This is a genomic window from Ectobacillus panaciterrae DSM 19096 (assembly GCF_000430785.1).
Lineage (GTDB): Bacteria > Bacillota > Bacilli > Bacillales > Bacillaceae_G > Ectobacillus > Ectobacillus panaciterrae.
Genome location: NZ_AUMR01000063.1, coordinates 1 through 20,640 on the forward strand (window position 1 = coordinate 1; position 20,640 = coordinate 20,640).

Here is a 20,640-nt window from a genome sequence, read left to right on the forward strand (position 1 = left end):
CTCATTGTCACCGGCAGAAAAATTCGCTCGATCCATCAGCTGCGCAATAAAAAGCTGGGGGAACTTCAACGTCTCATGAGTAAATGCAACAAGTATTCCCGACAATGGAAGAAATACAATCGCGCGAAGCAGTTCGTCCTGTCTAAGTCATCAAAGCAATTGCAGGATGCCCTCCACAAAACAACGAAGAATTTCGTTGATTGGTGCAATAAAGTTGTTTAATAACTCATCATCCATCATATTACTCCTGTGAACTACCACGAACCTAAAGGTATCGTAGTTTTACGCCCACAAATATAAAATAAAAATAGCGCCAACTTCTATTTAATAGAAATCGGCACTTCGTTTATTCGCTATACGTTTAGCGTGACGCTTTTGGCGGTTGGCACATGTCACATTTACGTTGGTTATTATTTTTAAATTTCGTAAATGTTTTTTCAAAATTGCTACCACATGCACATTTAAATAGTAACTTTTGAGAAAAACCGTGATATTCCGTCGTTAGTAACTTACTTTCCGAATTGTTCTCAACAAATTCTTTAATTTTACCGATCGTCCATTTTTTATTCATTCTCTTACACCTCTATATTTTTTCGCTAGGCGGAGGCTTTTCTTAGCATCCGTTCAATTATGAGCAAAAGTCGTAATTATCCTAAGTTCCTCATTATAACATGAGCTGACACACAATTAAACAGATCGTTATTTTTAAAGAACTTTATTGTTTTTTAAACGATTTTATTATTTTTCAAACAACTTTAACGTATAAAAACTGTACGGAATTGAATAAGGACTACAAAGGTGGCGTTGCTCGCTCTTCCTCCGCTAAAAACAAAGGTGGAAAAACATACTATAAGCCATTTGTTTCAAAGGAGCTCTATGACGCCAATAAACAACTAGATCGCGATAAAGACCTAATCGCTTGCGAACGATAAGCATTCGTTTTCTAGTCCATCATCAAACATTTATTGCAAAGACCTTTCTAATTAAATATATTAAAAATTCTTGTATATCTGATACGATGATAAAAAAAGATCGGTAAAGAAGCCCTTGTCATATGACGAGGGCTTCTTTGCGGTGCGTATGGTAGAGAAAAAAGAGGCTTATACAAGAGTTCGTACCCAGTATGAAAGAACGGTCCTAAACGGAAGATTCTAAAAAACTTAAAATATTTTCATTAACAAAAATATCTTGTTCATCTTACAGGTGCGTTTCTACAATAAGTAGAGATGCATTTTTCTTATTGTGCTAACGGCGCAGGTTAATTGAAAAAGCCTTTTATAATAGTAGTTGAATCTTTTCTTTTAAAAGCCAAAATAACGAACATACTTCGTATGAAGTTTCTGGACCCCAGCACAAAGTAAAAAGCTCGCCAAAAACGGACGAGTTTTTTGTGTTAGACCAATTATTTGCGTAACAGGCATTTTCTATAATAACCTTTAACACCAAACTATGATTCTATAGGGTGTGGTTTGGGCAGGGATACTTTTTGTGGCAGGTCCATAGATAACAATTAGATTTCGGTTCGCAGGGTTTCTTGAGTAGGGTTGCCCATTTGTTAATACTATTTGGGTATATGGAGATATATTTAATTGTAATCGTCCATCACTACTCTTCAGCTGACTATCAAAATAATCTACTTTTACATTCTGATAAGGGCTATCTTTTACCATTACCAGTGCTCGGTATTGTGGCGGGTATATAAGAGGAACAGGTGCATTCCCATCATAGTATCCAGTCACTTTATCTCCTACTGCCACCACTACATGGTCTACAAAGTAAGTTGTGGGTGAAACCACGAAATTTACTATAGTTCCCAATCCGTTTTCTACAGACATTAATTTATAACAGCCTTCTCCTTCGGCATTTTGCCCTATAATGAAATCACTAATCATGGTGACGGTCCCATGAAAAGAATTAAATTTTATCATTTTCATACCTCCATTGATTTAAGGTAGGCGGCGTACCAATAATCCTCCAAAAACAGTAGGTAATTACTTTGTGTACAATATGTAGGTCAAAACCTATATGACTGTGTGGATGCCCATAAAGGTTAGGAAAATGTGATATATAGTGAGAGTAAGGGCTCAATTGTTCCATAAAACCAGGTAAGAGCTAACAATTTTGTAAGGTCTACAGGGAGGATTACTAAGAAATAACTATTTTATAGGTAAATACACATTTATGAGAGAACAAGTTTGTAGGTCAATGACTAGAGAATATGATGATGTGAAATTAAAAAGAAAAGGGTTTGAGGAAATTGCTATTAGTTGGTGTAGAAATATGCCAAATAATACACAACAATCAAATATTTGACTAACAGGTGCGATGCTTTAAAATAAGGCATCGTCTATTTTGGATTTAATTAACAAAACACATTGTGAAGAATTGTACTTAAAGTAACGGGTTGCGTTCGTTAGTTGAGATTATAAGCTGCTTAATGCAGCTTTTTTTATTGAAGTAACTGGCAGTTTAGTTGAGCAAGAGAAAATGTACAAATGTATTGAATTAAAATAAATATACCTCTATCATTTAAGTAAATTGAGATAATAGGAGGAGAAACCAAATGTTCGATCTTTCTACTTTAGGTACGTTCGTGGCAGTCGTAATTGGACTATTTTTGATACCGGGTCCCGCTGTTCTTCTTACCGCTACTCGTACCGTTCAGGGCGGGCAAAAAGCGGGAGTGATGGCAGCTCTTGGGATCGCGACCGGCGATTTCATTCATACGTTATTTGCGGCAGTAGGACTTTCTGCTATTTTGATGACTTCCGCGTTTGCTTTCAGTATTGTTAAGTTTGCAGGCGCAGTCTACTTGTTTTACCTAGGCATTCGGGCGATTTTGGAGAAGCCCGCAGACCCTCAACTGCCAAAGGTTTCTCCAGTGTCGGCTCTAAGTGCTTATGGGCAGGCAATTTTGACTGAAGTTCTAAACCCGAAAACAGCTCTGTTCTTTTTGGCGTTTTTGCCGCAGTTCGTGCATCCGGAACGTGGGGCATCCATTGTCCAGTTTTTGGTTCTTGGCTTAATCTTTGTGCTGCTGGGCGTGGTCTATACAACGATTATTGCACTGAGCGTACGTCCGCTCGGGCGGCTGGTCAAACGGGTAGCTTGGATTGGCCGTTGGAGCGGCAAGATCGTAGGGGCGGTCTATATCGGACTTGGCTTGAAAGTGGCGTTTCAGAGTCGGTGATTTCTTCAGCTAATGAGGATGTTAGTGAAACAAGAACGGATGTTAGATAAGACCCTAGGCTTTAAATGCAAAATCCCCAATCCTTTTCTGGATATTGGGGATTTTTTGTTTCCTTATTTAATTTTTCTTGGAAGGCTTTTGTGGTCTTCACTACGTTAACAAAGGTTTTTGTTGAGGGAGAAATATCTCATACAATCAGCTTCTTCTATTTGGAAGAAATCATCTGTTATAGAAGGTGCAATCCATGCTACTGGATCCTGTTTTTGATTTGTTCCTGAGTAACTTGGTTTTCATTGGATGTAATATGTACTTCACCATCTTCCACGCGTCTTCGAATCACTAGAAGCTCAATCATTATACATACTCCAATTCCTATAGAGTAGGCTAACAAGTCGCTCCATAAAAATCCATATCCCAATACTAATCCGCCTAAAGTTGTTTCGCGGATACGATCTATCCAATCCGCATGATACAATTGGCTCAATTCAATCAGATAGCAAAATGAGATTGCGATTAACGCCACGATCCTTGTTGCTGCCACTTTAAAAATAAAACCAAAACCAAGGAAAATCATCGCTGCCCACAGAGCGTCACCTAAATATGTATCCAAAAAATCCGGTATCACATCAGCCATCTTTCGTGCGCATAATCCTAAAACAACTACGATTATGATCATAAGCGCATACAAGAGCCGATTACGTTTATAAGCCATACTTAAACCTCACTCCAAATGATTCTTTCAAAAATGAATGAACCGATAATCCATATGTTTCACCTGTATCTATGCTCCAATCAGGGCACATCCTCTTAAATATTGTAAGGACTTAACTAAATTGTGTCCATGAAAGTTATATTAACATCACGTATCTACGACCGGTACAGGCGTAGTAGATGGGCAGAACCAGTTTAGTGGGGGAGACTGTCAAAGTGGATGTATGGCAAATGGCTGGGTCGATCAGGATGGGAAAATGCTAGATGAATGAAAAAGAAGATAGGATTCGTTTTTAGATCATACAAGTTGCATGAGGAAATGTGAAAACAGGGGATTTGCCTGAAGATGTATGTACGAACTTTAATTAGGCGAGAATCCCCCCACTTCAAGCGTATAAATGTTGTAGTGTAACGGTAAGTGGGGGAGGTTCATAGTTTGTTCGTGAGTGAAAACTGCATGTTTGAAGTGTGAAAGCCCCGGCAGGAAATCCGGAGCCTTTTTGTTATCTGTTTCCTCGTGTTTGAGTCACTTCAGTTTTAGTATTCTCAAGTTGAATATTCCCGGTCTCTCCAATATTAATAGGCTTGCTGACATGATTAGTTCTTTTGTTTTTATCCTTGCGTTGATAATTACCCATGTTTGTCACCTCCACAAGTAGTATGCGCTACTATCTGTATTTTTTGTCGAACGAAAAATTCACAAAAAGTGGAAAATAAGGAGGGAGAACAAATGAAAAAAGTGAACCTTAAAGTAAATGTGTTTGAAAAGGTGAAGCTTTTTCATGAAGTTTGCTTTTCGCTTAAATATAGTGACATGCCGACAGAGGCTATAGACAGAAAAAATAGCGTATCGGACGAATGAGAATTACCTATACTGGTGGAGTGATGATGAAAGGGATGAGCTCACTGAATCATATCAATTGAAAGATTAATTTGAAGTTCTGTTTTGGATTATCTTGACGAATAGAACATTAGTTCGTATAATGATAGTAATTCAACATGAAATGGAGGAATGCGATGAAAAGCTGGACAGAGGAAGTACAAATTAGCACGCCGATTGAGCATGTGTTTTCGTATGTAGATGGTTCCTTAGAACAGATGCAAAAGCTTATGCCTCAAGTGGTAGAGAATACGCCGATTAAAGAAACGGATGCGATTGTAGGGAATGTGTATCGCCAGAAATATAAGGAAGGCGAAGAAATCCAAGAATATGATGTAGAGACACTTGAATATGTAAATACATCTGCCCATAAGAAATTAAAAATTGGGTTTGTTCTTGCGAATACGTTTGATATTACCGCTACATATGAATTGGAAAAACTCGATGAAAATCATACGTTGTTTAGATATACAGCTACAAACCAGGCTTTAAATGAACATGCTGAGCTATTTTTGAAATCCGCAACGAATCAAATAGCGGTTGACTTTGTTAATCGGGTGAAACGTGTTGCTGAGTCTGAATATAACAGTTGAATTGGAAGCTTGATAAAAAATGAAGAAAAGAAAAATATTAAAGGAGTGTTATAAATGAAACATCAAGCAACCCCGTATCTTACATTCAATGGCAATGCTAGAGAGGCATTAGAGTACTATAAAGAAGTATTCGAAGGTGAAGTATTAGCGATCCAAACCTTTGGTGAGGCAGATTTTCCGACTCCTCCAGAAGTTGATGACAGAATCATGCATGCGCAATTCAAAAAAGGTGATTTATTTCTTATGATGTCGGATTCATTTTTAGGGCATCAGGTTGAAGTTGGGAATCACATTTCCTTAGCGCTTGAAATGGAAAGTGAAGAAGAAATTCAAAAGCTGTATGATGCATTAAGTGCGAGCGGTTCTGTTTTAATGGAGCTGCAGGATACGTTTTGGGGAGCGAAATATGCTAAAGTCAAGGATCGCTTTGGCGTAATCTGGGATCTCAATTATACAAAAGCTTAAGTAGAATACTAAAAAAAAGCGGCGCAAAGCGTCGCTTTTTTCTGTTCCTAGTGTAAGGACTCAACTAAGTTGTATCCACATATACTAGCTCCACATTATACAATGCCCTTTTTCGTATGTATTAAGAAATACTCTCCAGAGCAGGAGAGGGCCCTTTTATTTAACAGCTTCTTTTAATTGTTTACCTGCCTTGAAAGCTGGCACCTTCCCCGCGGGGATTTCAATTTCTGTACCAGTTTGTGGGTTACGACCTGTACGAGCAGCTCGTTCGCGTACTTCAAAGTTACCAAAGCCAAGCAATTGAACAGAGTCTCCCTCTTTCAAAGCATTTAGGATTGTTTCAAATACAGCATCAACCGCTTGAGCTGCGTCCTTTTTTGTCAGTTCTGCTTGTTCTGCCACACTATTAACAAGATCCGTTTTATTCATATGAAATCCTCCATTAATTATAGATGTATTACTTACCATAGCCTAATTATCAGTATTTACTTGGCGAATACATGGTTGCCAATAACGGCTGTTACTTGTCGTGTTTTCACCCAATCACTTTTTGCTGTTCGTGGGTTGTAGAAATAAAGAGTATCACTTGGATGATTTTGACTAGCCAGCGCTTCATTCACTGCTCGTTTTGAAGCATCAGATGCAGGCTGATTAATCGCTCCATTTCCTACAGGTGTAAATTCATAGCCACCGTTTCCTAACGGCTGATAGATTACATCATGAATCGAATTTGGGAACTCTGGAGATGCCACACGATTTAATACAACAGTCGCTACTGCTACTTTTCCTTCATACGGTTCACCTTTTGCTTCTGCCTCTACTAATCTGGACAGCAAGTCTTTATCTTCAGCTGAAATAGCAGAAGCTTGGGCTGGAGCTGTTTGTGCATCAGGTGAAGGTGAACCATTTCTAATAGTTAAGGTTTGTCCAATATAAATAGTATCATTTTGTAAATGGTTCGCTGCTTTTAGTTCTGCCACTGTTACACCATTTTGTTTACCAAGCCTCCACAAAGTATCACCTTTCACCACTTTATGTACAGTAGAGCTGCTTACTTGGGCTGCCGTATGGTCGGGAATGGTTAATGTTTCACCGACAAATATCATACCATTTTGCCGATTATTCGCTTTTTTTAATTCAGCAACTGTTACACCATTTTGTTTACCAAGCCTCCACAAAGTATCGCCTTTCACCACCTTATGGTTCGCTGCTGCATCTGCTATTCCTTGTGCTGCGAGAAATGATAAAGATGCTGCAGAAGTAAATACCCACTTTTTCATGCTTGTCTTTTTCATAAAAAAATACCTCCTGAAAAACTGGCATAACATTACCTTAGCATAGAGGATTGGGGATTTCATTGAAAGAATGGGTAACATTTGTGCTAATTCTATTAAGATTCTTACATGGCAGGTGATGATGTTACAAGATTTACAGCCACCTTAAAAAAACTCAATAAATATGACATTTGTATCATGAATTTACTTTAGAGGAATTTTTTTCATTGTAAGTAAAAAACTTGGCAAATGCCAAGTTTCAGTTTATAGACAAAATCTGAAATATAGACTAGTCTCTAAGGGGGAGGACAATATATTTATCATATTTTATAATTGCCGATAATCTTGTGTTAATCTCAGCTGGAAGTTTTTATTTTGTAATCACACTTTTCAGAAACCTATAAAACAGTTATTTCTAAAAGAAAGCTTCTTGACCCCCTTAAAAATAAGACTCATTGCGAATACATATAAGGGGACGGATTAAAGGAGTGAAAACAATTAGAATTCCTGTGAACGATTTCATATTAATTTTTTTAGGCTTTATCTTTGGTATTTATAAAACATTCATAGATATTACAGATAGGTATGTTACGAAAGCAATAGGAATACTATCCCTAATTTTATCAATATGGATGCTTATTTCGTGTGTAAAGTCTATGAAAGATAAAACTGAGCGATAACTACGTGTTTATGCAGTATATAAACTTTATGTCTATACCGTTTCCATAAGTAGAAGTTCATTTCTACTTAAAACACCAGAAATAGTGCTGGGAAGGGGAATTTAGTTTGAAGGAATTTACTGTTTGCTATACTTTGGATAATGATATTAAAAGGGAAAAAATAATAAAAGAGTTAGATGTTAAGAACGAAGAAGTTATACAAGAAGTATTAGAAAAGATGGAACGCAGCAAGTATTTTATTATTACAACCGACGAGGGGGATTATATTATAGACTCCTCTTTAGTACGCTATGTAAGCATTGTAGAGGAGAAAGAACTAGTCCAAATATAATCCTTACGAGTTAGAAAGGATTAACTATCGATAATCTATATACAACTGAATAAAAAAACTGTCTTTTTACATTGGGGCGAGAGCATCCGGCGACGTGAGGAAGCGGTCAACCCCTTGTAGTGGTCCATGCAAGGGTAAACCATAGATAGGAAGAAAGCGCCAATGCCTCTGTACACAGCACATTGAAATGTCGAAATCATAAATCATTCATATATAGGTTATGTGAACCCTTCTTGGAATAAAACAAGAAGGGGCCCTTTACACAATTTCTTGTTACACTGACTGGTGCTTTAATTGAATAGGAACAACAAAAGGAGTTATCTCATCTGAGAATAACTCCTTTTGAAAGTCCTCAAAAAATTATTTGTTCGGGCTTTTATTAGTTTTTTACGCCTGCATGTTCAATGACGCGCTTCATCGTTTGAATATGTCCCAAATGGTTTGCTTCATGAAATAACGCCATACCGGCTAATTCTCCAAAGGTTTCAAGTCCCATAAATGGTTTTTTCAGCGGTTCATTTAACCGTTCAGCGGGAATTTGTTGAAGACGAACCAACTGATCCTTCAATTGTATGATGAGCTCATCTATGGTAGGGACATCGTCTTTCCAATCAGCCGGCTTTGTGCCGTTCCCAAATAATTCGATATAGTTTGCCGGAAGATAAGTCGTTTTGTGGGGGAAGCCCAGCATAAACTGTTCAGCAACCGTTAATACATGGCCGATATGCCATTGAATTGTGTTGTTAAAACCGTCTGGCTGTACATTTGCTATTTCCTTCGAAACTGAGTCTACATTTTTAATAAAAAAACTTCTTGTCATCTCAAACTGTTTAAACACTAAGTTAGCCATACCTTTCTCCCCTTTCAAATATCGATACTTCCATAATGTACCATAAAAATAGGTGGGTTAGGGTTTTCAATGGAATAAAAAGAATAAATCAATCATTTTTTTTATACGTTTTAGCAAAGTGTTAGTTTGAATTAAAGTTTGATAGATTTTTTGCACCAGAACCAGAATTTCTCTATCAACAAAAAATACTTACCTTAATAATTGTTGCAGTTGAGTCATTGTGATTAGATAACTTTATATCTAAATTGTTGCATGAATGATCAATGTGTACAATTACTATGTCACCTTGCTCTAAAACAAAAGTCTCTTTTTTATCGATACTCATTTTACTTGTTCCTTTGAAACAATAAAAGGCTTCAGATCTTTTCGTAGATTCCCCATTATCCAACACTTCATGATGGATCCCATTATTAATATGAATCGTGCTAAGGTCTCCCTCGCATCCTTCTGCTAACATCAAATTAAAGTCCGTCACCCTCCCAATACTTCGGGTTGTCCAGCCGCCATCAAACCGATCCTGTTCAAATGGCTTTAAATGCACATGGTGCTTTCCCTTATGTTGAAGCGACATTTCTCCATCAAGGATCATGATGATCCTCTGAATGCCTGGAAGGTGAGTAAATAAGGATTCATCTACCTCAACATCTGCGGTGCTTATCCGCCATTTGAAATCACGTTTCGCGTAATCTCCATCTTCAGGATAAATAGCAAGTTGAGTTGTTTTACCACCTGACCAAAGGCTTGTTATTTGTTCACTTTTTCTGATTATTTTTAGTAAATATGACAACTATTTTCTCCCCTTTTTTTATTACATTACTTCAGTTCAAATCAATTATTATCCGCCCAAAGCGTACATCCCAAAAGCAATGGCAATTCCAAAGCAAAGGTCTTTTAAAGACCCATCATTCCCTAGGTAGCATGAATGTCTGTAATAACATTTTAATATTATTTGTAAAAATAACAACTAAAAATAAAAGAATGCAAACAATTTATAAAATAATCATTAAATCATAAATAATTATCAGAATTTTTATTATAAAATGAACATAACACAACGAGGAGGTTGAAAGAAATGAAGACGATTGCAGAAAACAAAGTTATCCGTTATGAAGGTACAGAATTGCATACGAAAGGCTGGCAACAAGAAGCGGTACTCCGCATGCTAATGAACAATTTAGACCCTGATGTAGCTGAACATCCAGAGGAATTGGTCGTATACGGCGGAATTGGAAAAGCGGCACGTAACTGGGATTGCTTTGATGCGATTGTTCAATCATTAAAAGAGCTGGAAGAGGATGAAACCCTGCTTGTTCAGTCAGGAAAACCGGTGGTCATTTTTAAAACCCATTCAAATGCACCACGCGTTCTCATTGCGAATTCAAATATTGTACCAGCATATGCGAATTGGGATACATTCCATGAACTCGATAAAAAGGGATTAATGATGTATGGCCAGATGACTGCTGGAAGCTGGATTTATATCGGCTCTCAAGGAATTGTACAAGGAACATATGAAACATTTGCGGAGCTTGCGAAGCAGCATTTCAACAATACGCTTAAAGGCACGATCACTGTAACAGCGGGCCTTGGCGGCATGGGTGGCGCACAGCCGCTTGCAGTAACGATGAACGGCGGCGTTTGCATCGGTATTGATGTGGATGAAACGAGAATTGACCGACGCATTGAAACTCGTTATACAGATGTGAAAACAGATTCACTAGATGAAGCGATTCGTTTAGCTAAAGAAGCAAAACAAGCAGGCAAAGCATTATCAATCGGTCTATTGGGCAATGCCGCTGAAATTTTACCGGAAATGATTGCACGTAACTTTATCCCGGATGTGTTGACAGATCAAACATCAGCGCACGATCCACTGAACGGATACACGCCTGCAGGTTTGTCCTTTGAAGAAGCGGCAGAACTGCGACAATCCAACCCTGAAGAGTATGTGAAGCGTTCGAAAGCTTCGATGGCAACGCATGTTAAAGCGATGCTTGAGATGATGGAAAAAGGCGCAGTGACATTTGACTACGGCAATAACATTCGCCAGGTTGCAAAAGATGAAGGTGTAGAAAATGCATTTGACTTCCCGGGATTCGTTCCAGCTTATATCCGTCCGCAATTCTGTGAAGGAAAAGGGCCTTTCCGTTGGGTGGCGTTGTCAGGCGATCCGGAAGACATTTATAAAACGGACCAGGCTATTTTACGCGAATTTGCTGATAATGAACATTTGTGCAACTGGATTCGCATGGCGCAAGAAAAAATCCAGTTCCAAGGTCTTCCTTCCCGTATTTGCTGGCTTGGCTATGGAGAGCGTGCCCGTTTCGGAAAGATCCTTAATGATATGGTGGCAAGCGGAGAATTAAAAGCACCGATTGTTATCGGACGCGATCACTTGGATTCCGGTTCTGTTGCTTCACCAAATCGTGAAACAGAAGCGATGAAAGACGGATCAGATGTAGTATCAGATTGGCCGATTTTAAATGCCATGGTTAACGCAGTGGGCGGCGCTACATGGGTATCCGTACATCACGGCGGCGGCGTAGGAATGGGTTACTCTTTACATGCAGGGGTGGTTATTGTAGCAGACGGCACGAAAGAAGCAGAAGCCCGCATTGAACGAGTGCTGACAACTGACCCAGGTATGGGCGTAGTGCGTCACGCCGATGCCGGATATGAACTGGCAAAGAAAACCGCACGTGAAAAAGGAATCAACATTCCAATGCTTGATAAAGGAACAGATCAGTAATGACAAAACCGAAAAAAAACGTTATCTGATTCTTGAGAGACAAAATAACTTAGGATAAGTATGTTGTTTTGTTGAAACTAGGGTGAAACCACGAATTCAACACTCGTCCCTTACTTTGGGACGAGTGTTTTTTTAAACATATAGGAGGAGAAAAAATGAAGAAGAAATCAGTAAAAGTAGGTTTAATAGGATTGGGAACAGTTGGAACAGGTGTGGTTCGAATTGTATCAGACCATCAAGAGGATTTGTTTAAAAAGACAGGGCTTAATATTGAAATTCATAAAATTCTTGTGCAAGATAAGGCGAAAAAACGCAGTTTATCTGTGCCTGAACATCTTCTTACTGCAAATGTGGAAGATATTTTATACGATTCTGAGATTGACATTGTGATTGAGGTTATAGGGGGAATTTATCCAGCTAAGGAATATGTTTTAGCTGCTTTAGAACAAGGAAAGCATATCATTACAGCAAACAAGGATTTAATGGCTTTACACGGAGCAGAAATTTTAAACCTTGCACAAGAAAAGAACTGCGATGTATTTTACGAAGCAAGTGTGGCAGGCGGCATTCCTATTCTCAGAGCATTGGTTGAGAGTTTTTCCTCTGACCGGATCACGAAAATGATGGGGATTGTAAACGGAACTACGAACTATATTTTGAGCAAGATGAATCAAGAGGGCGCGGATTATGCCGAAGTCTTAAAGGAAGCTCAGGCGTTAGGATATGCTGAAGCGGATCCAACATCTGATGTGGAAGGATTGGACGCCGCCCGCAAAATGGCAATTCTCTCTACGTTAGGTTTTCGCGTAGCGGTAAACCTCGACGATGTAGATGTAACAGGGATTAGTCATATATCAAAAGAGGATATCGCCTATGGCAAAAAGCTAGGATTTGAAATCAAGTTGCTGGGTTTAGCACAATGTGATGATAGTGATGAGATAGAAGTAAGCGTTCAGCCTACAATGATCCACAGCTCTCATCCTCTTGCCGCGGTGAATGGAGTATTTAATGCTGTCTACGTACATGGTAAAGCTGTCGGAGAAACGATGTTCTACGGACCGGGTGCTGGAGAACTGCCAACTGCCACTGCAGTAGTATCCGATCTTGTTGCTGTTGTAAAGAATATGAAATTTGGAGTAACTGGTCGGGAAATCGTTGTTCCTTACAAAGAAAAACGGCTGAAGAGCGATAATAAAAAGTTTTCCAAGTACTTTTTGCGTATGATTGTAACCGATAGACGCGGAGTACTTGCAAAAATCACTCAATTGTTAGCTGATAATAATATCTCTCTTGATCAGGTTATCCAACAGCCTTGCAGCGGGGAAGAATATGCAGAAATTGTTTTGATTACGTATGAAATCGCAAAAAGCGACTTAGATGGTTTCCTTTATTCCATGAGAGACGTGGATGTCGTCAAGGAAATTAAAAGCTGTTATCGCATTGAAAAAGGGGAAGAACAATGACTCAATTACTAGATCCATCAAATATGGGAGAATGTTTTGACACATTTGCACAATTGTAAGAACTTTTTCTGTTAGCGATTAGGTACCAATGTTAACTTCACATGAATAGATACATGTTATTTTTTATCATAAAACACGAACTCCTACGCTTTAAAAATTCAGAAAAAATGAATTTTCTATTTTTTATTGAGTGATGTAGTTTTTGTCATAAATGAAAGATATGTGATTTTGCGTTGGTTTTGATTATTCCAATTAGTTCTTGTGCAGAAACAACCAGCCTATCTTATTTTTTGCACATATTATATGTACGAGAAGCAGGGCTATCACCCTGCTTACATGTTTACATCAGAATCGGAAATACAATTTAGACATTCTATTCGGAGGCGAAATTATGATTGCTAAGTATACGATTGAATATGTATATAAAAAAGCTAAAAAGGGTTTAAGAGGCGAGGGAAAACAGGTTAAAGGAGAGTTATTCATTCTTGCAGAATCAAGAGAAACTGCAATGCGCGCAGCAGAAATAAAATTACTATCTAAATTGCGCTCAAAACGCAATTTTAATATTACAGCGTTATACACAAGCAGTCTATTTGATTAGATATATGAAAGAATTATAGCTACAATATTATATATAAATCTTGTTAAATATATCGACATGTATGAAATCCCATCGTTTCTGTCTATACCGCTATATAAAACTGAATAAAAAAATCGTCTTTTTATAGTGGGGCGAGAGCATCCGGCGACGTGCAGAAGCGGTCAAACCTTTGGTTCATGCAAGGGTAAACCAGAGAGAGGAAGTAAGCGCCAATGCCGTTTTGTTCGAAATAGCAAATGAAAACGTCGAAATTATAAATCATTTGTATATAGTAGGGTTCTGGTGCAAGAAATCTAGTAAATTTGGACATACTGATACTATCGGTCTAAAAAATGAAGATTTGAGCCGAAACGATTTAATCAACAAGGGATTTCCTGCGTTATAGAGAAGCTTTATAGCGGAGGTGTAATGTTATGACGGTAATATATTCACCTAGCGATGTACAGGAATTGCTTGGAATTGATAGCAGTACATTACGGAAGTACGCTATTCTCTTGGAAGGACATGGGTATCATATTCACCGTAATGATAGAGGACACAGAGGCTATTTTGATAAAGATGTTATCACGCTCCGAAAATTAATCGAATTCAGTAAGCAGGAGGGTATGACGCTGGAACGGTCTGCCGAAGCAGTAATGACGTGGGTTTCTGAAGAAGATGAAACGGTCACCGTTACGGAAGTAGTACCGTTACAGGCTGCTAATGACCGCGGTATCGAGCGTGATACGAACCATGATGAGATATTGGAACGTGTAGAACGTTTGGAGCAAGTAAACTTGGAATTAATTAAACATTTCAAGGAGAAGGCAGTACGGGAAGCTAAGCAAGAAGAAAAAATAAATCAAATCTTGACATACATCGAACGTCAGGAGCAGCTGGAAGTGGAACGAGGTAAAATGATAGAGGAAGAAACCCAAAAGCAGATTGCGGCAGCTCAAGAAAAGAAATGGTGGCAGTTTTGGAAATAAATTGATTTTTATACAAAAGAGGGCAAGGAAATTGCCCTCATCTTGGAGAATGTTATGTCGTGGAGGTGATGTTCTATGTCAACTAATACTGGGAGAGACCAGGAAGTTGAAGAAACGAACTACATTACAAGAGCGGAGTTCGATGAATATCAGCTAAGACAGACAGCCTGGACCCTTACGATGTGGCAACAGCACAAAGTGGCTGTAAGAGAAGCTGTAAGGGAAGGTGTGAAAGAATTTCTTGATCAAGCGGGAGACCGAGAAGGACAGATGATTGATAAGATGCTCGAGAAGGTAAATCAACGTTTCTCGGAAGGGATTAAGGAGATTCAAAAAGCGAATAAGCTGATAGCAGCTTCTCAAGAAAAGAAGTGGTGGGAGTTTTGGAGATAAAGGAACAAATTTTAGCAGCTACTCATCTATATAGAGCTAGTTTGGATTATTGACATAGAAGCAGTGCGAACTTGTCCATATTTAGTTTTTCCAGCAACATATTCAAAAATGGGAACAATGAAGTTAATCGAATGATGGTACTGATTAGAAAAATCAGTACCATTTTTGTATTTTTAGCTGGGGATTAATCAGTCGGAATGTTTTTGCTGTTCCCTCTTTTTATTATTTGTTATGGAAAAGGTTAATGGTTGATCAGAACCCGTCATTAGTTTAGAAACATATGAAGATGTTAATTTGTAACCGTCTTCAAGTTTCATGGCTAAATAGTTTGCTCGTTCAAAAAGAATTGAACGGATATGATTGAGTTGGCGGGAGATTTTTTCTGTCAACGCTTCTTGATTATCTAAGCGTTTTAGCACCCCCGCTTGAAACTCCTCTTGGTTTGACAGTTTATCGGCTACTTCTTTTTGTAGTTCAAGCTGCTCGTTCAGCTGCAAAGAGAGCTGCTGGTTAGCAGCTTTATTCTTTTCCAAGTGGCTTGCAATTTCTTGATTGGATTCACTTAGAGTATTAATTTGGTCTAAGATAGATCTTTTTAACACACTTTCATTTTCCAAAACCGCTTGTAGATTGGCGTTCTTTTCATCTAATGAGTTTAACCGTTGCATCATCTGGCTTTCAAATTCTTCACGGTGATGACTACTAACTGTAAGATTACTCATTTGATTTTTAACATGATTCCACTGAATTGTCTGTGTTTCTTCTATTTGCTCGTAGCGCGTTTTAAGTTCAGCAATTGACTTTGTAAGCGCCACGTTGGCTTTTTGCTGCTCGTTAAGTAGCTCTGTTAAGAAATTATGTCGTGCAAACACTTGGTTGGGTGCATTAATTTTTTCATTATTTTTATAGACATTAGGATGTTCATCATTATTAATAAATAGTCCCATTCTCTTTCCACCCCCTCTTCATTATTTGTCGTAATATCTTATGCGTAAAAAACAGAAGAGGGAACACAAGCGGTTCTGGTGCAAATATGGTACGGTTTTAAGTCATGTAGTTATCATCGGTGTCCAAAGCTGATCCCAAAAAGATACTGTTAGGAAAAGACTAGTCATGCTCTATTTCTCTAATGAACTGTTTTTTCCGCAAACCCATTTATAGCAAAATAACAATCTATTATGATAAGATGTATTGTGTTAACAGTGGGAAATCAGATAGATTGGAGAATGAAAGAATGAAATCAATCGTACTAAGAACAGGACTATTAACTGGTTTAATACTCCTGGGCTGGTCTTACAACGAAGCTTCCGCGGCGTCAGCATGGCCATCCAAATGTGTATCGTATGGAGAAATTAAGCCAAATCAAAATCCTTCTCTTCAGCATATGAACTGTTTGCTGACGAACGCGGCGTTAGAAGCAAAGATCCCTCCTGAAGTCGTAAAAGCTGTGGCTACACAAGAAAATGGCTGGAGACAATTTGATGGGAATGGCCAACCTGTAGTCTCGAAAGACGGCGGCATCGGCCTCATGCAAATTACGAATCAAGCAGGCTATGATCAACAGAAATTGAAATACGATATCTATTATAATATCCAGGCAGGCGTTGAGATTCTCAGCAGCATGTATCAGCGTACAGATCTGCCCAAAATAAAAGGGGCAGAACCAGAGGTGATTGAAAATTGGTACTTCCCCGTCATGGCTTACAATGGCACAAAGCCTATGAACAGTCCTCTTTATCAGTCCACTGGGGCAAAAAATATAAACGCCTACCAGGAGAAGGTTTTTGCTCTTCTAGAGCAAAATAGTTTCTTAGGTAGTACTAAATTAGGGCAGTTCCCTTTCAGTACAGCTGATTTTGAATATGATCCGAACAGCAACAAAAATATTGTATTCAAAAAGATGGAATATACACTGACTGACCAAATGCATGCATCTGCACACCTTTTGCAAACGGGAGACCAGGTAGTTGTGACAGGAGATAATGTAAAGTTAAGATCACAGCCTAGTACATCCTCAGTTTGGAATGTGTTAGCTAAAAATACTGTCTTAATCATTCAAGGAAATTTTTCATATGACCAATCTGCAAGCAGTAAAAACCAGTTTGTGTGGTACCCGGTTAAAACCGTAGATCAAAAGCTGGCAGGTTATATTTCCTCTGCTTACATTATGAAAAAGCTGGATGCGCCTTCGGTCGACCCTGTGGATGATAATGATGTATCTCTTTCCGGTAAGGCTCCTGCGGGTGCTACGATACAAATCATGAACGGAACAAAACTAATCGGCAGTACAGCCGCAGATGCGAACGGATATTTCAAGGCTGGCATTCCTGTCCAAAAGGCAGGGACACAATTGAAAGTAGCCTATAAGGATAAACTGAATGCGCTTAGCCCTTCCACAACAATAACAGTGACGGATAAAACGGCCCCATCAGCGCCGAAAGTGAATGTGATTACGAGTAAAGATAAAGTAGTAACAGGAACGGCGGAGGCCAATACCCTTGTATATGTAAAGGTAGGGTCAACGATTATCGGCAGAGGAAAGACAGATGCGGCAGGAAAGTTTTCAGTTGCTGTACCTGTCCAAAAAGCAGGGACGAAGGTAGGCGTAGTAGTACAAGATAGCGCAGGAAATTATAGCCCGTACGCAGTGAGAGTGGTAGGGTAAATGAATAAGTCCCCGTAATGAAACGGTTTTATTATAAGTAAGCAGGTCAGTGGCTTAACCATAAGAATAAGAGGGCTTCTTTCTAGAATAATCGGCGGTACGAAGATTCTAATGAAAGTAAGCCTTCTTTTTTGTTTCCTTGATGGATGTAGAACTGACAAGGATTATAGTAGACGTAAACCTTTTTTATTTTTTTCTCTTAAAATAAGCATCACAAAATCAATTATAATATATCGAAAATTCAAACCCTAATGAAACCATAGTAGTTCTTTTTTCAAAAAGTATGAAATAAAATGACCAATTCCCTCTCCCTCATCTTTATATATATGGCAGAAACACAATCCGGCACAAGCCGCAAAAACCAGGGAGGAATAAACATGGCACTACAAGCTAACTTTTGGCAAGACCATTTTGTACTTCATCTCACACCGCAAGAGCGATACTTTTATCTATACTTGCTGACATGCTCGAAAACAACGGAATGCGGCATTTATGAGCTGCCGATGCAATTGGCGGCAATCGAGATCGGTTACAATCGGGACGTTGTGGAGAATCTGTTGGAGCGATTCGTTACATACGGAAAAGTTTTATACGACAAAACGACAAAGGAGCTGTATCTGGTAGATTGGGTATGCTACAATCCCGTTACGAACGCGAATATGGAGAAGTATGTCTTGCAGGAGCTGCAGAGAGTGAAGAACAAAGAGTTTGTATATACATATTTGTACGATTGTTTAGAGGAGGAGCTGAGCATTCCGCTGCTGTTGAAGCATTTTGGCATACATTCTGAAGAAGCGTGCGAAATAAGCCAAGAAGCCGTTTCTGCCGGTACTCGGTTATCCGATTTTTACGAGCAGCATTTCGGGATTTTGTCACCACATATAAAAGAAGAGCTTGCGAGCTGGACAGAGAGCTTTGCGGAGGAGCTTGTGCTGAAAGCGTTGCAGATCGCACAGGAGAACGGTGAGATGACACTTGCTTACGTGAAGGAGATTTTACGAGATTGGTATGAAAAGGGATACACGACACTTAGTGAGGTGGAAGAGGCGGAAGTAACGTTTTAAAAAGGTGCTAGAGTCACAAGCCAAATTATTATTGTTTGTTCTGTACGGTAATTACTAGTGAAAAATAAAGGCACTTGTAAATAAAAAAGGTAGCGGAAGCTACCTTTTTTATTTACAAGTACCATAATATTCATTAATTGATTCTAGAATAGTTGGATATTCTTCTTCAGTATTCTTTACTGGTTTTGTAGAAGTGTTTTCCTTTTTTTGCATTATGATCATCCCCTTTTTAAAATTAAGTAACTTCCGATTTGTTATAAAACATTTTGTTATATGTTAATTTGTATTATAACAGATGGTTCGAAATAATCAAGCTATTATTCTGATAATTGAGGCAATTTATGTTAGACATGTTCTTTTCAATATCCTCGCTGTAACCGTTTAAGGCAACAACAGGTTGTACGTCAGTTTGGACAGGGGGATGCTCGTATTCTGCAAGAATCAAAGCATAGTATTTACTTATTTTTGTACGGGAAATCGTGCAAGCTAAGTTAGTCGCAAATTGTTACATAAATGGGAAAATAAAAAGCACCGGTGAGTAACCGGTACTTTTGTATTCTGTAATATCTGTTCATGCATTTATATAATTTAAAAACGCTCAGCAGCAAGTTGGTTAATTATGTCGGCATCACCTTTTTTAGTCCTCCAGTTTAAATGTTCAGCAGTTTTCTGGCATTGTTTCCAAAGATATTTTCTATATCGTCTTCTCGCATATTTATTTCTCGGCAAACTTTAACTTGTTCCTGAAGATACCTGTATGCATACCCCCTTGGAAAGCCATTTGAGTCAGTTCCAAATAGGATTCTCTCCGAACCGATTAGCTCATACGTTTTACGGAATAGTATTTCTAAATCTAAGTGATAAGGCATCCATCTTACCCACTGATTTGATCCGGATGTATCAATGTATATGTTTGGGCAGCTCCAGCATAAGTGTAATAACTCTTGATAATAGCCTGCCCCAAAGTGCGGAATGATGAAAGGAATTTCTGGATATTCACGAGCAACCTGGAAAAGAGAAAGAGGGCTAATGTTTTGGTGATTTACAATCCCTCCTGCTCTTCCAAGCATTCCAAAATGAATTAGAACTGGCAATTTCCTGTCCGCAATAAATTTCCACAGCTCCTTGAATGCCGGATCATGAAACTCCCGATTAACTAGAGGTCCAAATAATTTATAACCTTTTAATCCTAACTCATCTATAGCTCGTTCTAATTCCTCCCGGGCGTTTTCACTTTCAATCGAATGGTAAGCAAAGCCCGTAAATCTTGCTGGATTTTTCTTAATTTGTGACGCCATTACATCATTGCTTTCGGCAGTTAAAAAATTCAGAGTGCCAATGTTATACTTATCTAATTCCTTTTCCCAACGCTTCATAAGGGGAAGGTTATCATTCTCATCAGTTTCTTTTTCGGATTCAGGTATAGGGAAGTCCCAAGTTAACATCATTCTTTTAGAGCGTTCCTTATTGTATTCATCAAACAATTCATGCTTTTTGATGAACGATAGTGAGTAGGGTAAATGCCCATGAATATCTACCACCTTAAATTCATTCCTAAACATAATGATGCTCACTCCTATTCTATTTATAAAACTAGTATTCTTATTTTTATTATTCCTATACAATTACTTGGTATTTGGGGTGAAAAATAAACAGCTTTTTTATTAAACAAACATATTTGGCGCAGCTTCTCTTTTGGTAGGGATTCCGTTACCGAAGCTACAACGCATCTTATTAAGAATGGTATTAATTTTTATTCATCA

General features: G+C 38.5%; 22 protein-coding genes and 2 pseudogenes. 14 read left to right on the forward strand and 10 right to left on the reverse strand.

The window, feature by feature from the left end:
• Positions 1-222 (forward strand): annotated as a pseudogene (locus H540_RS33795) (RNA-guided endonuclease InsQ/TnpB family protein); the annotation flags it as partial.
• A 139-nt stretch (positions 223-361) separates the two neighbouring features.
• Here the strand turns inward: H540_RS33795 and H540_RS0115435 are convergent.
• Positions 362-571, reverse strand: a complete 210-nt coding sequence (locus H540_RS0115435; RefSeq protein ID WP_028401428.1) for a hypothetical protein — start codon at positions 569-571, stop codon at positions 362-364.
• Between the two features lie 130 nt (positions 572-701).
• On the opposite strand from H540_RS0115435, the gene H540_RS32170 reads away from it, so the two are divergent.
• Positions 702-932 (forward strand): excalibur calcium-binding domain-containing protein, encoded by a 231-nt coding sequence (locus H540_RS32170; protein ID WP_245592256.1) that lies wholly within the window; start codon positions 702-704, stop codon positions 930-932.
• A 504-nt stretch (positions 933-1,436) separates the two neighbouring features.
• On the opposite strand, the gene H540_RS0115440 is transcribed toward H540_RS32170, so the two are convergent.
• Positions 1,437-1,928 carry a hypothetical protein gene (locus tag H540_RS0115440; RefSeq protein ID WP_028401429.1) on the reverse strand — a complete coding sequence of 164 codons (492 nt, stop codon included), beginning with the start codon at positions 1,926-1,928 and terminating at the stop codon, positions 1,437-1,439.
• A 635-nt stretch (positions 1,929-2,563) separates the two neighbouring features.
• Between H540_RS0115440 and H540_RS0115445 the strand changes: the two genes are divergently transcribed.
• Positions 2,564-3,190, forward strand: coding sequence for a LysE family translocator (locus tag H540_RS0115445; protein ID WP_028401430.1), 627 nt, complete (start codon positions 2,564-2,566; stop codon positions 3,188-3,190).
• Positions 3,191-3,527: 337 nt separating this feature from the next.
• Here the strand turns inward: H540_RS0115445 and H540_RS29870 are convergent.
• Together H540_RS29870 and H540_RS35230 are read right to left on the reverse strand one after the other, a co-directional pair.
• Positions 3,528-3,902, reverse strand: a pseudogene (locus tag H540_RS29870) (ribosomal maturation YjgA family protein); the annotation flags it as partial.
• Between the two features lie 502 nt (positions 3,903-4,404).
• The gene (locus H540_RS35230; protein ID WP_281172517.1) at positions 4,405-4,539 is read right to left on the reverse strand and encodes a hypothetical protein; all 135 of its coding nucleotides are present in this window, start codon (positions 4,537-4,539) and stop codon (positions 4,405-4,407) included.
• A gap of 92 nt (positions 4,540-4,631) precedes the next feature.
• Between H540_RS35230 and H540_RS35235 the strand changes: the two genes are divergently transcribed.
• The 3 genes from H540_RS35235 (at position 4,632) to H540_RS0115470 (ending at position 5,839) form a co-directional block, all read left to right on the forward strand.
• The gene (locus tag H540_RS35235; RefSeq protein ID WP_281172518.1) at positions 4,632-4,763 is read left to right on the forward strand and encodes a hypothetical protein; all 132 of its coding nucleotides are present in this window, start codon (positions 4,632-4,634) and stop codon (positions 4,761-4,763) included.
• A gap of 155 nt (positions 4,764-4,918) precedes the next feature.
• On the forward strand, positions 4,919-5,374 hold the full coding sequence (locus H540_RS0115465) for an SRPBCC family protein (protein WP_028401431.1): 456 nt from the start codon (positions 4,919-4,921) through the stop codon (positions 5,372-5,374).
• A gap of 54 nt (positions 5,375-5,428) precedes the next feature.
• Positions 5,429-5,839 (forward strand): VOC family protein, encoded by a 411-nt coding sequence (locus H540_RS0115470; RefSeq protein ID WP_028401432.1) that lies wholly within the window; start codon positions 5,429-5,431, stop codon positions 5,837-5,839.
• A 156-nt stretch (positions 5,840-5,995) separates the two neighbouring features.
• On the opposite strand, the gene H540_RS0115475 is transcribed toward H540_RS0115470, so the two are convergent.
• Both H540_RS0115475 and H540_RS0115480 read right to left on the reverse strand, forming a co-directional pair.
• The gene (locus H540_RS0115475) at positions 5,996-6,268 is read right to left on the reverse strand and encodes an HU family DNA-binding protein (RefSeq protein ID WP_028401433.1); all 273 of its coding nucleotides are present in this window, start codon (positions 6,266-6,268) and stop codon (positions 5,996-5,998) included.
• A gap of 56 nt (positions 6,269-6,324) precedes the next feature.
• Positions 6,325-7,134 (reverse strand): cell wall hydrolase, encoded by an 810-nt coding sequence (locus H540_RS0115480; RefSeq protein WP_028401434.1) that lies wholly within the window; start codon positions 7,132-7,134, stop codon positions 6,325-6,327.
• A gap of 765 nt (positions 7,135-7,899) precedes the next feature.
• On the opposite strand from H540_RS0115480, the gene H540_RS0115490 reads away from it, so the two are divergent.
• A complete protein-coding gene (locus tag H540_RS0115490; RefSeq protein ID WP_028401436.1) occupies positions 7,900-8,124 on the forward strand; it encodes a hypothetical protein in 225 nt (74 codons plus the stop codon).
• A 379-nt stretch (positions 8,125-8,503) separates the two neighbouring features.
• Here H540_RS0115490 and H540_RS0115495 read toward each other — a convergent pair whose 3' ends face one another.
• Both H540_RS0115495 and H540_RS0115500 read right to left on the reverse strand, forming a co-directional pair.
• Complete coding sequence (locus H540_RS0115495; protein WP_028401437.1) at positions 8,504-8,974, reverse strand: DinB family protein; 471 nt, start codon at positions 8,972-8,974, stop codon at positions 8,504-8,506.
• Between the two features lie 175 nt (positions 8,975-9,149).
• Complete coding sequence (locus tag H540_RS0115500; protein WP_028401438.1) at positions 9,150-9,761, reverse strand: HutD/Ves family protein; 612 nt, start codon at positions 9,759-9,761, stop codon at positions 9,150-9,152.
• A gap of 285 nt (positions 9,762-10,046) precedes the next feature.
• Here H540_RS0115500 and hutU point away from each other — a divergent pair, with 285 nt between their 5' ends.
• The 5 genes from hutU to H540_RS0115530 all read left to right on the forward strand — a co-directional run bounded on the left by hutU (position 10,047) and on the right by H540_RS0115530 (position 15,148).
• A complete protein-coding gene (gene hutU / locus H540_RS0115505) occupies positions 10,047-11,723 on the forward strand; it encodes a urocanate hydratase (RefSeq protein WP_028401439.1) in 1,677 nt (558 codons plus the stop codon).
• Between the two features lie 155 nt (positions 11,724-11,878).
• Complete coding sequence (locus H540_RS0115510) at positions 11,879-13,186, forward strand: homoserine dehydrogenase (protein ID WP_028401440.1); 1,308 nt, start codon at positions 11,879-11,881, stop codon at positions 13,184-13,186.
• 391 nt (positions 13,187-13,577) lie between these two features.
• Entirely contained in the window at positions 13,578-13,787 is a 210-nt protein-coding gene (locus tag H540_RS0115515; protein ID WP_028401441.1) for a hypothetical protein, read from the forward strand.
• Between the two features lie 413 nt (positions 13,788-14,200).
• A complete protein-coding gene (locus H540_RS0115525; protein ID WP_028401443.1) occupies positions 14,201-14,755 on the forward strand; it encodes a MerR family transcriptional regulator in 555 nt (184 codons plus the stop codon).
• A gap of 75 nt (positions 14,756-14,830) precedes the next feature.
• Positions 14,831-15,148, forward strand: a complete 318-nt coding sequence (locus H540_RS0115530) for a DUF3967 domain-containing protein (protein WP_028401444.1) — start codon at positions 14,831-14,833, stop codon at positions 15,146-15,148.
• Between the two features lie 188 nt (positions 15,149-15,336).
• Here H540_RS0115530 and H540_RS0115535 read toward each other — a convergent pair whose 3' ends face one another.
• A complete protein-coding gene (locus H540_RS0115535; protein WP_028401445.1) occupies positions 15,337-16,095 on the reverse strand; it encodes a coiled-coil domain-containing protein in 759 nt (252 codons plus the stop codon).
• Between the two features lie 287 nt (positions 16,096-16,382).
• Between H540_RS0115535 and H540_RS0115540 the strand changes: the two genes are divergently transcribed.
• Together H540_RS0115540 and H540_RS29875 are read left to right on the forward strand one after the other, a co-directional pair.
• Positions 16,383-17,813, forward strand: coding sequence for an Ig-like domain-containing protein (locus tag H540_RS0115540; RefSeq protein WP_028401446.1), 1,431 nt, complete (start codon positions 16,383-16,385; stop codon positions 17,811-17,813).
• Positions 17,814-18,190: 377 nt separating this feature from the next.
• On the forward strand, positions 18,191-18,877 hold the full coding sequence (locus H540_RS29875; protein ID WP_034671135.1) for a DnaD domain-containing protein: 687 nt from the start codon (positions 18,191-18,193) through the stop codon (positions 18,875-18,877).
• 650 nt (positions 18,878-19,527) lie between these two features.
• On the opposite strand, the gene H540_RS0115555 is transcribed toward H540_RS29875, so the two are convergent.
• A complete protein-coding gene (locus H540_RS0115555; RefSeq protein WP_028401447.1) occupies positions 19,528-20,442 on the reverse strand; it encodes an amidohydrolase family protein in 915 nt (304 codons plus the stop codon).
• Positions 20,443-20,640 lie beyond the last annotated feature (198 nt).